This window comes from Candidatus Nanopelagicales bacterium (assembly GCA_041393815.1).
In the GTDB taxonomy this organism is placed as follows: Bacteria; Actinomycetota; Actinomycetes; order S36-B12; family JAWKJK01; genus JAWKJK01.
The window spans coordinates 216,480-230,549 of sequence record JAWKJK010000001.1 but is presented as its reverse complement, the minus strand read 5'-3'; the positions used below and the strand labels follow the sequence as shown (position 1 = coordinate 230,549).

The 14,070-nt window shown below is 73.4% G+C and carries 13 protein-coding genes; 9 read left to right on the top strand and 4 right to left on the bottom strand.

The window, feature by feature from the left end; all coding sequences use genetic code 11:
• Positions 1-25: 25 nt before the first annotated feature.
• Together R2737_01040 and R2737_01035 are read left to right on the top strand one after the other, a co-directional pair.
• The gene (locus R2737_01040; protein MEZ5114824.1) at positions 26-955 is read left to right on the top strand and encodes a thioesterase family protein; all 930 of its coding nucleotides are present in this window, start codon (positions 26-28) and stop codon (positions 953-955) included.
• A gap of 64 nt (positions 956-1,019) precedes the next feature.
• Positions 1,020-3,068, top strand: a complete 2,049-nt coding sequence (locus R2737_01035) for an alpha/beta-hydrolase family protein (protein MEZ5114823.1) — start codon at positions 1,020-1,022, stop codon at positions 3,066-3,068.
• 19 nt (positions 3,069-3,087) lie between these two features.
• Here R2737_01035 and R2737_01030 read toward each other — a convergent pair whose 3' ends face one another.
• A complete protein-coding gene (locus tag R2737_01030; GenBank protein ID MEZ5114822.1) occupies positions 3,088-3,621 on the bottom strand; it encodes a hypothetical protein in 534 nt (177 codons plus the stop codon).
• Between the two features lie 221 nt (positions 3,622-3,842).
• Here R2737_01030 and R2737_01025 point away from each other — a divergent pair, with 221 nt between their 5' ends.
• On the top strand, positions 3,843-4,790 hold the full coding sequence (locus tag R2737_01025; GenBank protein ID MEZ5114821.1) for an SDR family oxidoreductase: 948 nt from the start codon (positions 3,843-3,845) through the stop codon (positions 4,788-4,790).
• Positions 4,791-4,817: 27 nt separating this feature from the next.
• Here R2737_01025 and R2737_01020 read toward each other — a convergent pair whose 3' ends face one another.
• From R2737_01020 to R2737_01010, 3 genes are read right to left on the bottom strand one after another with little or no spacing between them, the layout of a single operon-like run.
• Positions 4,818-5,477: an HD domain-containing protein gene (locus R2737_01020; protein ID MEZ5114820.1), complete on the bottom strand. Its 660-nt coding sequence runs from the start codon at positions 5,475-5,477 to the stop codon at positions 4,818-4,820.
• A gap of 24 nt (positions 5,478-5,501) precedes the next feature.
• On the bottom strand, positions 5,502-6,116 hold the full coding sequence (locus tag R2737_01015; protein ID MEZ5114819.1) for a hypothetical protein: 615 nt from the start codon (positions 6,114-6,116) through the stop codon (positions 5,502-5,504).
• A 25-nt stretch (positions 6,117-6,141) separates the two neighbouring features.
• A complete protein-coding gene (locus R2737_01010) occupies positions 6,142-7,167 on the bottom strand; it encodes a hypothetical protein (GenBank protein ID MEZ5114818.1) in 1,026 nt (341 codons plus the stop codon).
• Positions 7,168-7,417: 250 nt separating this feature from the next.
• On the opposite strand from R2737_01010, the gene R2737_01005 reads away from it, so the two are divergent.
• From R2737_01005 to R2737_00980, 6 genes are read left to right on the top strand one after another with little or no spacing between them, the layout of a single operon-like run.
• A complete protein-coding gene (locus tag R2737_01005) occupies positions 7,418-9,334 on the top strand; it encodes an ABC transporter substrate-binding protein (GenBank protein MEZ5114817.1) in 1,917 nt (638 codons plus the stop codon).
• An 11-nt stretch (positions 9,335-9,345) separates the two neighbouring features.
• A complete protein-coding gene (locus R2737_01000; GenBank protein ID MEZ5114816.1) occupies positions 9,346-10,413 on the top strand; it encodes an ABC transporter permease in 1,068 nt (355 codons plus the stop codon).
• The gene (locus tag R2737_00995) at positions 10,413-11,354 is read left to right on the top strand and encodes an ABC transporter permease (protein ID MEZ5114815.1); all 942 of its coding nucleotides are present in this window, start codon (positions 10,413-10,415) and stop codon (positions 11,352-11,354) included. Before R2737_01000 ends, R2737_00995 begins: the two co-directional genes overlap by 1 nt.
• Before the next feature lie 2 nt (positions 11,355-11,356).
• Positions 11,357-12,340: an ABC transporter ATP-binding protein gene (locus R2737_00990; protein ID MEZ5114814.1), complete on the top strand. Its 984-nt coding sequence runs from the start codon at positions 11,357-11,359 to the stop codon at positions 12,338-12,340.
• Positions 12,337-13,359 carry an ABC transporter ATP-binding protein gene (locus R2737_00985; GenBank protein ID MEZ5114813.1) on the top strand — a complete coding sequence of 341 codons (1,023 nt, stop codon included), beginning with the start codon at positions 12,337-12,339 and terminating at the stop codon, positions 13,357-13,359. The genes R2737_00990 and R2737_00985 overlap by 4 nt, the downstream gene beginning before the upstream one ends.
• Entirely contained in the window at positions 13,356-13,970 is a 615-nt protein-coding gene (locus R2737_00980) for a TetR family transcriptional regulator C-terminal domain-containing protein (GenBank protein ID MEZ5114812.1), read from the top strand. The genes R2737_00985 and R2737_00980 overlap by 4 nt, the downstream gene beginning before the upstream one ends.
• Positions 13,971-14,070: the final 100 nt, after the last annotated feature.

Below are 14,070 nucleotides of genomic sequence, written 5' to 3'. Positions count from 1 at the left end.
TCGCCGCCTCGGGAGGATGGCGGCCATGGCCCACGGCAGCACGCCCGACTCCGTCGCTCCCCGTCGCCCGGACGACCCCGGTCGGGTCGGCGCTGGCCCGGACCAGCGCGCCGCCACCGCCTTCGAACGGGCTACCTCGGTGCGGCCCACCGACGACCCGGGCACCTGGGCCTGGGCCGTCCCGGACGGGTGGCAGCAGGGCCGGGGAGCGTACGGCGGCCTGCCCGTCGCCGCCGCTGTGCGCGCGGTCGAGCGACAGGCCGCGGACGCCGACCCGGGAACCCGGCTGCGGAGCATGTCGGTGGAGATCCTGGCGCCCGTCCCGGTGGGCGACACCGCGGTCACGGTGACCGCGCTGCGGCGCGGCTCCTCGGTCGCCGCGTACGACGTGGCCGTGCGCGCCGACGCCGCCCCGACGCCCGACGCCCCGGTGCTCGTGCACGCCGCCGTCACCCGCGGGGCGGACCGGGTCCCCGACCTGGACCTGCGCAGCGCCCCCTGGGGACCGCCCCCCGCTCCCGTGTCCCCCTCCTGGGCGGACGTCCCGGTCGTGCCGGTGGAGGCGCCGTTCGGCCCGGTGTTCGGCCAGCACGTGGAGTTCCGACCGGTGTCGGGACTGCCGCTGCAGGGACGGCCCGAGGACGTCCTGGCCTGGGTGCGGTTCCGGGACCGGGACGAGTCCCGGCCGTACGACGAGGCCCAGGTCGCTGCCCTCGCCGACGCGGCCTGGCCGGTGACGCTGGTCGCGCTGGCCACGATGCGGCCCCTGGTCACGCTCACGTTCACCCTCGACCTGCTCGTCGATCCCGCGACCCTGGACCCCCGGCAGCCGCTGCTCCACCACGGCCGGCTCGTGGCCGGCGACGCCGGCTACCTGGTCGAGATCCGGCAGCTGTGGGCCCCGGACGGTCGGCTGGTCACGCACAACGTGCAGACCATGGCGATCATCCGCTGAGGCACCCGGGGCCCGTCACCCCGCTCGCCGCGAAGCCGACCCCGGCACCTGGCAGGATCGCGCCATGGTGCTCCGCGTCGCGAACCGCATGGTCGGCTGGTTCGGCCCCGACCTGTCCATGTCCGAGCGCGCCGGCCGCTTCGCGGCGGCGGCCGTCGTCGGCCCGACGTTCGAACCGGGGCTGCAGCCCCGCAAGACGATCCACCAGGCCATCGCCACCGGCATCGTCTCCGCCACCACGCTGTCGACGGTCACCGCCTCGCAGAGCTTCGTCGAGGCGCTGGGCCGTGCCGTGACGGGCAACCGGCGCGACACCGCCTCGATCACCTCGCGCTACCTGATCGGGCTGGGCAGCAACGCGGTCGCCGCGGGTGTCGGCCTGGGTGTCTACCGGGCGCTGCCGCCCCGGGCGGACGAGCCGCTGCGCCGCGGCCTGCTGCGGGTCGCCGCGTTCGAGGCCGGCCGGACCGGGCTGATCGGCTTCGGGCTGACCGGGGTCTTCGGAGCGCTGGAGGCCGTCGCCGAGCGCTACCCGTCGGCCGCCTGGGTGCGCCGCACGCCCGTCGCCCTGCCGGCCGGGATCGCGGTCGCCGCGTTCCGGATCAGCCGCATGCACCGTCGGGCGAAGGAGTACGGCGACCAGACCATCGCCGACGTGGCCCCCGGCAAGTCGGTGGGCCTCGCGCTCGGCGTCGGCGCCGGCGTCCTCACCCTGGAGGCGGCCGAACGGACCGTCGCCCACCAGGTCGCCCGCCTGGTGCGGCGGGTCGCCCCCGGCTACGCGAACCTGGCCAGCCCGATCGGCCACCTCGTCGGTCTCGGCGCCCTGGGCACCGCGGGCTACCTGGGCTACGAGTACGCCACCCGCACGGTGGAGGCCGGCGGCGCGGCGATCGAGCCGGCGTACCAGAGCCCACCGGACTCGCCGTACGTCACGGGCGGTCCCGGCTCACCGGTCACCTTCGACTCGCTCAGCCGCGAAGGCCGCCGGTTCGTCAACATGGCGCTGCCCGCGGCCGAGATCGCGCAGGTCATGGAGGTCGACGAGGCTCGGGACCCGGTCCGCGTCTTCGTCGGGCTGGAGTCCTCCGACGTCGTCGACGACCGCGTCGACGAGGTCATGGACGAGATGGACCGCACCGGGGCGTGGGAGCGCAAGGTGCTCTGCTTCGCCTCGCCCACCGGCTCGGGCTACGTCAACTACGTGCTGTCCGAGGCGCTGGAGTACCTCACCCTCGGCGACTGCGCCACGGTCGCGATGCAGTACTCCCTGCTCCCGTCCTTCCTGTCCCTGGACCGGGTCGCCCTGGCGACCGAGCAGAACCGGGCGCTGATGCACGCGATCACCGGACGGCTCAGCGGGATGCCGGACGACCGGCGTCCGCGCTTCGTGCTGTTCGGCGAGAGCCTCGGCGCGCAGACGATGCAGGGGGTCTACAACCACCGCAAGGTCTCGGCGTTCCACCGCGACCACGTCGACGCCGCGATCTTCCTCGGTACCCCGCACGCCTCGGAGTGGGCCCGGACCTGGCGGCTGGACCCGCAGCGCATCGACCCCGACGGCGAGATCGCCGAGCTGGACTCGTACGAGGAGTACGAGGCCATCCCGCAGGAGCGGCGCGAGCGGATCCGCTACCTGCTGCTCACCCACCACGACGACCCGATCCCCAAGTTCGGTCCCTCGCTGCTCTACCAGCGGCCGGACTGGCTCGGTCCGGTGGAGGAGCGGCCGATCCGCGTCCCCCGGTCCACGTCCTGGCGGCCGACGACGACCTTCGTCCTGACCCTGGTGGACGTCATCAACGCGATGGAGGTCGTCCCCGGAACCTTCGGCCGCCGCGGGCACGACTACCGCGAGGACATCGCGCGGTTCGTGTCGGACATCTACCGGCTGCCCACGGACGCCAACCGGATGTCGCGGATCGAGGTCGCGCTGCGCCAGCGCGAGCTGTCCTGGGCGGAGAAGCGGGTCGTGACCGAGCAGCTCGCGCGCGCCCGTGAGGCCGTCGCCCGCGAGATGAAGACCTGGGGCGTGTCGGCTCCCAGCGAGAAGGACGCCGCGTCGCTGCTGGAGACCGTGCTCAGCGCGGCGGGGTCCGCACCGGTCGCCTGACGGCAGACGTCCGGCCGCGTCAGGGCAGGCGGGGGAGAAGCGCGGCGACCAGCGCGCTGATCTCCTCGGCGGCGCGCAGGTAGCCGGCCTCGGGACCGCCTCCCGGGTCGTCCACCTCGGGGTCGGGCAGGTCGTCCGGCTCGAGCCGGTCGAGTCCCAGCGAGGCCACCCGGTCGGCGAGCGGTGCCCCGGCCGGGGGGAGCAGGCGCACCCAGGTGGTGAGCAGTGCCGTCCGGTCGGCGGCGGCGGGCCAGCGCCGGCGTACGTACGCCACGTGGTGGCGCTCGAAGCCGACGACCAGGTCGGCGGCCGACATCTCCGCCCCGTCCAGCGCGGCGCTGCGGTGGTGGCGGGGCGGCTCCAGCCCCACCTGCTGCATCGCGCGTCGGGTGCTGGCGCCCAGCGGTTGTCCCGGTACGGCGAGCGTCCCCGCGGAGGAGACCGGCCAGTCCGGGTGCGCCCGGAGCACCAGCGCCGCCCCGATCACCGACCGGGTCGCGTTGCCGGTGCAGACGAAGAGCAGCCGCGGCGTCGCCTCGCCGGCCGGGGCCATCCGACACCTCCTCCACGCGGCGCGCGCCCGGGTCGCCGCCCGGCCCGGGCGGTCGGCCGCGCCAGCGGCCGCCCCCGGCCGGGGCCCGGCCGGCCCAGGATGGCAGGGTGGCCCCGGGTCACGGTCCCCGGTCCCGCCGCCGCCGCGGCGGCGCCGGGCCCCGGCCCGGACGCCGTACAACGACGGAGCCGTTCAACGACATCGAGCGAGGAGTGGTCGGCATGGCGGGCATCTGCGAGGGCCGGGTCGTCATCGTCACCGGGGCCGGCCGCGGCATCGGCCGCGAGCACGCGCTGGAGTTCGCCCGCCAGGGCGCCCGGGTGGTCGTCAACGACCTCGGCGGCAGCACCTCCGGCGACGGGTCCGACCTGTCCCCGGCCGAGCAGGTCGTGCAGGAGATCCGCGCGATGGGCGGCGAGGCCGTGGTCAACGGCGACGACGTCTCGGACTGGGAGGGGGCCGGGCGCCTGGTCCAGCAGGCCCTCGACACGTTCGGCGACCTGCACGTCCTGGTCAACAACGCCGGCATCCTGCGCGACCGGATGTTCGTCAACATGACCGAGGACGAGTGGGACGCGGTCATCAAGGTGCACCTGCGCGGGACGTTCGCGCCGACCCGGCACGCGGTGGCCTACTGGCGCGCCCGGGCCAAGGAGGGCCATGACGTCGACGGCCGCATCATCAACACGTCGTCGCCGTCCGGCCTGTTCGGCAACGTCGGCCAGGCCAACTACGGCGCCGCGAAGGCCGGGCTCGCCACGCTCACGATCATCCTGGCGGACGAGCTCGGGCGGCTGGGCGTGACGGCGAACGCGATCGCGCCGGTCGCGCTCACCCGGATGACCGCCGATCTGCCGGGGATGGCCGACGCCGCCAAGGCGGGGGAGGAGTCGGGCTTCAACCCGCTGGACCCCGCGAACATCTCCCCGCTGGTCGTCTGGCTCGGCAGCGCCGAGTCCCGCGACGTGACCGGCCGGGTGTTCACCGTCGCCGGCGGTGAGATCGGGGTGGCCGAGGGCTGGGTCAAGGGACCCACCGCCGCGAAGGCCGGTCGTTGGGACCCCGCCGAGCTCGGTGGCGTCGTCCCCGCTCTGGTCGCGGACGCGCGCGGCCCGTCGGACATGTTCGGCAACCCGCGCAGTGGCGGCTTCACACCGCTGTCGTCGTAGCGGGCCCGCCGGCGTCCGGCCGGCCGCTCAGCCGCCGGGCATCCGTTCGGCCAGCAGGTCCACGAGGTCGGCCAGCCGGCGGGTCAGCAGCCCGTCCGGCACGGCCTCCTGGAGCACGGCCAGGTTGGCCCGGTAGTACCAGAGGATGTCCGGCGCAGGGGCGTTGAACCGCTGCCACACCCGGACCCCGTCGTCGGCCAGGTCGTCCAGGATCGCGCGCGCGTTGGCCACCTTGTCCGCGGCGGGCACCAGCAGCTCCTCAGGCCCGAGCTCGGCCAGGTGCCGCAGGTGCAGCTCCTTGCGCTCGCGCCAGTTGTGCCGCCCGCGGTCGCGGTTGCCCTCCAGGTCGCGGTCGGTGCACGCCTCGACCAGCCGCAGCACCCGCTCGCCGTAGCGGTCCCGGATCAGGGCGGCGGTCCGCTCCTCGGGCGCGTCCCAGTCCTCGAGCGCGTCGTGCAGCAGCGCCGCGACCGCCTGGTCCTCGTCCGCCCCGGCCAGCAGGGCCAGGGCGCTGACCTCCAGCACGTGGCCGACGTACGGGATCCCGGGGACGGACCGCTCCTCGGGGCCCCGCTTGCGCCGCTGGTGGCGGTGACCCCACGCCGTCAGCGCGAGGGCGTCGGCGTACCGCGGGCCGTACGCGTCGTCCGGCGCCGGGTCCCAGTCCGGGAGTGGCGGGAGGTCCACCCCCCTGTTGTACGCCCGGGCGGACTAGCCCCGGGGGGATTCGCCCTCGACGACGTCGGCCGGGGCCGGGACCGGGACGACCGGGCAGGCCAGGGACCCGCGCAGCCGCGCCCGCAGCGCGACCGCCAGCACGACGATGCTGGCGAGGGCCAGCAGCGGCTGCACCGGCGCGAACCAGGTGAGCGCGCCGGAGCTCCCGAGGGCGATCAGCACCAGCTTGTTGCACACCGGGCAGCCGATCGCGAAGTAGGCGAGGAACCCGCCGACCGTGCCCCACTTCGCCGGCCTGTCGACCGACTCGTCCGCTGCGGTGGCGTCGCCCGGCGTGCCGTCGGAGGAGTCGGCATCCCGCGCCGGACCGTCGGGGCGCACGTACGTCGCCAGCAGCAGCCCGCCCAGCACGCCGGTGACGAGCAGGACCGGGAGCGACCACCAGGTCGGCTCCACCGCGCGGCCGAACGCCGGGTTGGGGATGACCGCCGTCGGGATGCCGACCAGCAGCACGGTGGCGGTGAAGGCGATCCCGGCGGCGGCCCACTGCCGCGGGGTCCACCACCGGGGCACGGTCCACCACCGCACGGTGCTCGCCGGGGAGGCCGCGCCTGCGGAGGGCGCGGTCGGGTCAGGGGCTGCCGGCATGCGGTCGAGGATACCCCGGGGGGTGTCAGCCCGCCGCCGCCCGCAGCGCCGCGGCGGTCCGGACGACCTCGGCCGCCGCGTCCTCCAGTGCCTGGGCGCAGGCGTCGGCGGAGGCGTCGGGGTCCAGCCCGGCGGCGACCGCGTCCAGCCGCCGGGCGGCCAGGTCGGCGGCCCGACGGGCCAGGTCCGCCGCGAGGCCGTCGTGCGGCCAGGTCGCCACGTACTCGACCCGCGTGGCGTCATCGACGAGCGGGTCGGCCGGCGCGAAGCCGAGGACCAGCGTGGTCCGCTCCGCCGCCTCCTCCACGCGGGCGGCCCGGTGCACCACGTGCGTGCCCTGCTGCAGGACCGCCCACCCGGCGGCGGGGAAGTCCGCCCACCTCACCCGGTCGGCGGGCAGGTCCGCCGGGCCGCCGAGGTGCAGCAGCTCCCGGGTCGTCCCGAGCAGGTGCGCCGCCTCGTCGTCGGTCCCCTCGAACCACTCGAACCGGCCGCCGCGCAGCAACTGCGGGTCGCTGAGCATGACCACGATGTCCACCGCCACGGAGTCCGCGTGCCAGGTGTCGACCGCCAGCGCCAGGTCGCGTGGGGCGTAGTTGACGTAGGCCTGGCAGTCCACCAACGGATGGGCGCGCAGCGGTACCTGCGCGATCTCGGACAGGTGGCCCAGCAGAGTCGGGTCGGAGCACAGGTCGCGCAAGAAGCCGGAGCGGTAGCCGCCGCCGGGTACGTAGCGGGGGGCGCGGTCGTCGTGACCGCCGATGGCGCTGCCCTCCAGTGCGGTCGCGACCTGGCGCAGGGCCGCGACGCCCGCCGGGGTCAGCAGGGGGAAGGGCTCGCTGACCGCCACCGGCCCCACCGCGGCGTCGACCCGGTCCGCGGGGTAGCCGAGGTCCGACAGCGTCCTGGTGGCGGGCACCGCCCCGATTGCCAGGTGCACGGCGGGGTCGAACACCGGCTCCGACTCCAGCGGAGTCGCCGCGGCCGGGGCCTGGGGGAACCCCGAGGGGGAGAACCCTGGTGCGGGGGACGTGCTCGTGCGGTGCGGCATCGACGGGCCTCGCGCGGACTCGAGCGGACCCGGCCGGCCCGCGGTGCGGGCATCCTGACCATCAGGTCAGCCCGAGCGCAAGAGCCCGTACCGCAAGATCTCCCGTCCCTATCCCGTGCAGGTCACAGGATCGTCACGGTCTCGCGGATGGGGGCCACGTGTTTGCTGAATCGACCGGTCGTGTGCGAGCCTCCCCGCCATCCCACTGACTGACGGATCAGTCCGGTTGCCGGACGCCGGGAGGTAGCAGATGAGGCCGAGCACGCGACGACGGAGCCTGCGCGCGGCACTGGCGCTGGTCGTGGCCGGGGCAGTGGCCCTCCCACTGGTGCCGGCGGCAGCCGAGGAGAGCCCGTCGCCGGAGGTCGTCTCCGCGGAGAAGACGACCTTCACCGTGGGCGTCACCCAGGACGTCGACTCGGTCAACCCGTTCACCGGCATCGCGGCCGCCTCGTACGAGGCGTACCAGATGATGTACCCGACCCTCACGGAGTACGCGGCCGCGGACTTCTCGACCGTGCCGGGGCTGGCGGAGTCGTGGGAGGAGTCGGCGGACAAGACCTACTGGACCTACAAGATCCGGCCGAACCTGAAGTGGAGCGACGGACAGCCGCTCACCGCGCGCGACGCGGCGTACACCTTCAACCGCGTCATCAACGGTGACTACGAGCAGACCAACTTCGGCAACTACACCGCGACCATCACCAAGGCCGAGGCCAAGGACGACACCACGCTGGTCCTGTACGTCAGCAAGCCCTCGCCGATCATGTACCACCTGTCCGTCTACATCCTCCCCGAGCACATCTGGAAGGACATCGACGGCAAGAAGGTCCGCTCGTACCCGAACGAGCCGGTCGACGGCCAGCCGGTCGTCGGCGGCGGCCCGTTCGTCCTGGTGGAGCGGCGCAAGGGCGAGTACCTGCGCTTCGAGGCCAACCCCAACTTCTACGGCGGCAAGCCGGCGGCCGACGAGGTCGTGTTCCGCGTCTACAAGAACACCGACGCGATCGCGCAGGCGCTGCGCAAGGGCGAGATCGACTATGCCAACGACCTGTCCGCCAACGTCTACAACTCCCTCGAGGGAGCTGAGGGCATCACGCTGGCCCCCAGCGTCTACTCCGGCTTCAACGAGCTGGCTTTCAACATGGGGGCGGCCCTCGCCGACGGGACCCCGATCGGCAACGGCAGCCCGCTGGTCAAGGACCCGCAGGTCCGGCTCGCGATCGCGCAGGCCATCGACAAGCAGACGCTCGTGGACAAGGTGATGGGTGGGTACGCCAGCGCCGGCTCCACCGTGATCCCCCCGATCTACACCGACCTGCACCTCGACCCGGCCAACCAGCCGGAGTTCAGCCTGGACGCGGCGAACGCCACGCTCGACGCCGCCGGCTACACCGTGGGCGACGACGGCGTGCGCGTCGCACCCGACGGTACCCGGATGTCCCTGCGCCTGCTCGGTCGACAGGAGTCGACCGACTCGCAGAAGTCGGTGGAGTACATCAAGGACTGGCTGTCGCAGATCGGCATCGAGACCAAGGTGAAGATCGTCAGCGAGGACTCCCTGTACGAGCTCATCGGCAACGGTGACTTCGACATGTTCGAGTGGGGCTGGGTCGTCGAGCCCGACCCCGACTACCAGCTGTCGACGTTCATCTGCAGTCAGCGGTCCACGGACGAGGACGGCACGATCTACGCGGGCCTGTCCGACTCGTTCTACTGCGACGCGGAGTACGACAAGCTCTACGAGCAGCAGAAGCTGGAGACCGACCCGGCGAAGCGGGCGGAGATCGTCAAGACCATGCAGCAGATGATCTACGACTCCAACGCTTACGTCGTCACCTTCTACTACGACAACCTCAGCGCGTACCGGTCCGACCGGTGGACCGGGTTCCAGCCGCAGCCGGCACCCGACGGCGCCCTGCTGTTCCAGTACGGCACCTGGTCGTACCAGAGCATCACCCCGGTGAGCGCGGAGACCGGCGGCGACACCGGCGCTTCGGCGTCGCCCGGCGCCAGCGGCGGCACGGACAACGCGTCCTCGAGCTCGTCCAGTGGCGGCGGCACCAACGTGGGCCTGATCATCGCGGCGATCGTCGGCGCGGTCGTGCTGGTCGGCGCCGGCATCGCCATCGGCCGCCGTCGCGGCGGCGACGCCGACGTCGAGTAGGCACACGCACCGTGTCCCTCATCCAGGAGGTGGCCGGGGGCGGCGGTCCCGACCCCGTCTCCGGCCCGCCTCCGCTCCCGCGCAAGGAGAAGGGGCGGCGCGGGCTGTCGCCCTCGGCGAAGTTCGCCCTGCGCAAGACCGGGGCCGCCCTCGGCACCCTGCTGTTCGTCCTGGTCTTCAACTTCTTCCTGTTCCGGCTGCTGCCCGGTGACCCGATCGGCATGTACACGCGCGGACGCAACGTCCCCGCGGAGCAGCTGGCCGAGCTCCGGGCGCAGCTGGACAAGCCGCTGCTCGAGCAGTTCCTGACCTATCTGCGCAACCCGTTCTCCAGCGCCATCGACTCAGCCCAGTTCAACCGGCCGGTGTGGGAGCTGGTCACCGAGCGGATCTGGCCGACGCTGCTGCTGGTCGGCACCGCCATCGTGCTGGCGTCGATCATCGGCGTCTGGATCGGCATCCGGTCGGCCTGGCGGCGCGGCGGCATGTTCGACAAGGTGTCGACGGGCGCGACGCTGACGCTGTACTCCATGCCCGAGTTCTGGCTCGGCATGATCCTGCTCATCGTCTTCGGCGTCGGCGTGTTCGGGATGGACGGGTTCTTCCCGATCGGTGGAATCTCCACACCGGGGGTGGACACCTCGACGCCAGCCGGATGGCTGGACGTCGCGTGGCACATGGTTCTCCCCGTGACCACGCTGACGCTGGTCTACCTCGCCGAGTACGCGCTGGTGATGCGGGCCTCGCTGCTGGACGAGATGGGCGAGGACTACCTCACCACGGCTCGGGCGAAGGGGCTGACGGACAAACTGGTGCGCCGTCGGCATGCGGTCCCCAACGCACTGCTGCCGACGATCACGCTGATCTTCCTCAACCTCGGCTTCACCGTGTCGGGCGCCATCACGGTCGAGACGGTGTTCTCCTGGCCGGGTCTGGGACTGCTGTCGTACGAGGCGCTGCGCGGGCCGGATGTCGCTCTGCTGCAGGCGATCTTCCTGCTGTTCTCGATCGGCGTCGTCCTCGCGAACCTGATGGCCGACCTGCTGTACGCCGTCATCGACCCGAGGGTGAGGCCGTGATGGCGACCGACCAGACGACGCCCGCCGCGGACCAGGGCGACCGGCGGCCCCGCGGTCGCAAGGCGATCGCCCGGGCCCGCCGCCGGGCGGCCTTCGCCCGCGGCTGGCGGCAGTTCCGCACCCACAGGGGCGGGATGACCGGGATCGTGATCCTCGCGTTCTTCGGCCTGCTCGCCCTGCTCGCGCCGGTGCTGTTCCCCGCGGAGACCATCAGCGTCACCCGGGCCACCGGCGGCGTGCTGGACCCGCCGTCGGGGGAGTTCTGGCTGGGCACCGACGAGTCCGGCCGGTCGATCCTCGCGCTGCTCGCCTGGGGCGGGCGGGTCTCCCTCGTGGTCGGCATCGCGGCGACGGTCATCTCCATGGTCATCGGGACGACGGTGGGGATCGCCGCGGGCCACTACCGCGGGTACGGCGGGGCCGCGCTGGAACGGCTGACCGACTGGTTCCTGGTCATCCCGTTCCTGCCGCTGGCCATCGTGCTGGCCACGGTCCTCGGCGGCGGCTCGCTGCTGACGATCATCATCGTGATCGGCGTGACCTCCTGGGCCGGCACCGCCCGGCTGATCCGGGCGCAGACGCTGTCGGTCGAGGGCCGGCCCTACCTGGAGCGGTCCCGCGCTCTCGGGGCGGGCAACTGGCACCAGATGACCCGGCACGTGCTGCCCAACGTCTTCCCGCTGGTGCTGGCCAACACGACGCTGACGGTCGCCATCGCGATCCTGTCCGAGACGACCCTGTCCTTCCTCGGCCTGGGCGACCCGCTGCGGCCGTCGTGGGGAGCGATCCTCGACTACGCGTTCTCCAACGGGGCGGTGTCGGCGGGCGCCTGGTGGTACATCGTGCCGCCGGGCCTGTGCGTGGTCCTGGTGGTGCTGTCGTTCACGCTGATCGGTCGCGCGCTGGAGGAGATCGTGAACCCCCGGCTGGGAGGGCGCTGACCATGGCCATCCTCGAGCTGGAGGACGTGCACGTCACGTACCGGTCGCGCGAGGGCGACGTCCCCGCGGTGCGCGGCGTCTCCCTGTCCGTCGAGGCCGGCCGGTCCCTCGGCGTCGCCGGGGAGTCCGGGTCCGGCAAGACGACGGTGACGTCGACGGTGCTGCGGCTGCTGCCGAAGACCGCGAAGGTGACCGGCCGGGTGCTGCTCGACGGCGAGGACGTGCTGACCATGCGGTGGGGACGGTTGCGCACCGTCCGGTGGGGGACCGCGTCGGTGGTCTTCCAGGGCGCCATGCACGCACTGAACCCGGTGCAGAAGATCGGCCCCCAGATCGCCGAGCCGATCCGACTGCACGACAAGAAGGTCAGCGAGTCGGCGGCGTCCAAGCGCGTCGGTGAGCTGCTGGAGCAGGTCGGGCTGCCGGCCCGGGTCTCGCGGTCGTACGCCCACCAGCTGTCCGGCGGCCAGAAGCAGCGCGTGATGATCGCCATGGCGCTGGCCTGCGGTCCGCGGCTCATCGTCGCGGACGAGCCGACCACCGCGCTGGACGTGATGGTGCAGCAGCAGGTCCTCGAGGTCCTCACCGACCGGGTGCGCGACCTGGACCTGGCGATGGTGTTCATCTCGCACGACCTGTCCGTGCTGGCGTCCACCTGCGACGACCTCGCGGTCATGTACGCCGGACAGGTGGTCGAGCAGGGTCCGTCGGCGCAGGTGTTCGACGACCCGCACCACCCCTACTCCCGCGCCCTCGGGGGCGCGTTCCCGCGGATCGGCGACCACCGATTCCGCTACGCCCCCAGCGGTTTGCCCGGGGACCCGCCGTTCCCGGGCGAGGCCCCCTCGGGCTGCTCGTTCCACCCGCGCTGCCCCCAGGTCCGCGACGTGTGCTCGACCACGGAGGTCTCGCTCACCCCGACCGGCGACCGCAGGTGGTCGTCCTGCCTGTTCGCCACCGAGCTGTCGGCGGAGGTGTCGGCGTGACACCGCAGCAGCCGGTCCTGCAGGCCGAGGGCGTGCGTGTGGAGTTCAACGCGCGCGGCAACCGCGTCGCGCGCGCGGTCGACGGTGTCGACCTCCAGCTCGGCCGAGGCGAGATCGTCGCGCTGGTCGGGGAGTCCGGGTGCGGCAAGACCTCGCTGGCCCGCACGCTGCTCGGCCTGGAGCGACCCGCCGGCGGGACCGTGCGTGCCTCGGGGGAGCCGCTGCACTACTCCACGGCGGCGCTGAAGTCCTACCGTCGCAAGGTCCAGCTGGTGCTGCAGGACCCGACCGGAGCGCTGAACCCGCGGCGCTCGGTCTACGAGGCGGTCGCCGAGGGCCTGCGCGTGCACGGCTTCGACGGCGACGAGGAGGCGGCGGTCGCGCAGGCGCTGTCGCGGGTGGGGCTGCGGCCGCCGGAGCGGTTCTTCCTGCGCTATCCGCACGAGCTGTCGGGGGGCCAGCGGCAGCGCGTGGTCATCGCCGGCGCGCTCGTGCTCGAGCCGGACGTCATCATCGCCGACGAGCCGGTGTCCTCCCTGGACGCGTCGGTGCGCGGCGAGATCCTCGCGCTGCTGCTGCAGCTGCGGGAGTCGCTGGGACTCAGCCTGCTCGTCGTGACGCACGACCTGGGCGTGGCGTGGAACATCGCCGACCGGATCGCGGTGATGTACCTCGGGCGGATCGTCGAGCAGGGCCCCACCGAGGAGGTGCTGTCCGCGCCGCAGCACCCCTACACCCGGGCGCTGCTGTCGGTGGTCCCCGAGATCGACCACGTCGACCCCATCGTCCTCACCGGCGAGCCGCCGGACCCGACGGCCATCCCGAGCGGGTGCCGGTTCCACCCGCGCTGCCCCGCGCTGCGCGACGGCAGCGCCGCCGCGGTCGAGCAGGACTGCCGTACCCGGGACCTGCCCCTGCTCGCACCCGCCGGACCGCATGCGGCGGCCTGCTGGTGGGTGGCAGGGTCGTCCTCAGCCACAGGCCAGACCGAGCCGACCACGTCGGGAGGGCACGCATGACCCGGCCCACGGAGCGACTGTCGGCGGACGACCGCCGGGCGCTGATCCTGGACGCCACGATCGAGCAGATCATCGAACGCGGCCTCGCCTCGGTGCGGGTGGAGGACGTGGCGGCCGCCTCCGGGGTGTCGCGGCCGCTGGTGTTCTACCACTTCGAATCCAAGGAGCGCCTGGTCGCCGAGGCGTTCGAACGGGCCGCGCAGCGCGACCTCGACGACCTCGACGAGGTGCTGGAGTCCGATGGGGACGTGACGGCGCGACTGGCCCAGGTGGTCCGCCTGTACGGGCCGACGGGCGACGCCGCGGGCTGGCGGCTGTGGGTCGATGCGTGGGCGGCATCCATGCACGAGCCGCAGATCCGGGCGGTCTACAAGCGGGTCGACCAGCAGTGGAAGCAGGCCATCGCGGGCCTGCTGCGCGAGGGCACCGCCACCGGTGACTTCGACTGCCCCGACCCGAAGGCGGCGGCGGCCCGGGTGACCGCGCTCATCGACGGCCTGGCTGCGCAGCTGGTGGCCGTGGGCCAGCAGCCGCGCGGCGGTGCGCTGACCCGGTGGGTGCAGGAGGCCGCGGCCCGCGAGGCCGGCATCGACCCCGCCGCGCTCCGCTAACCGCACGCCCCCGCGCGCCCGCCGCGCCCTCCTACGCCGCGCCTCAGCTACGCCGCGCCTCAGCCCCCACGCGGTAGCACTCGACGCTGGGGCGGGCGGT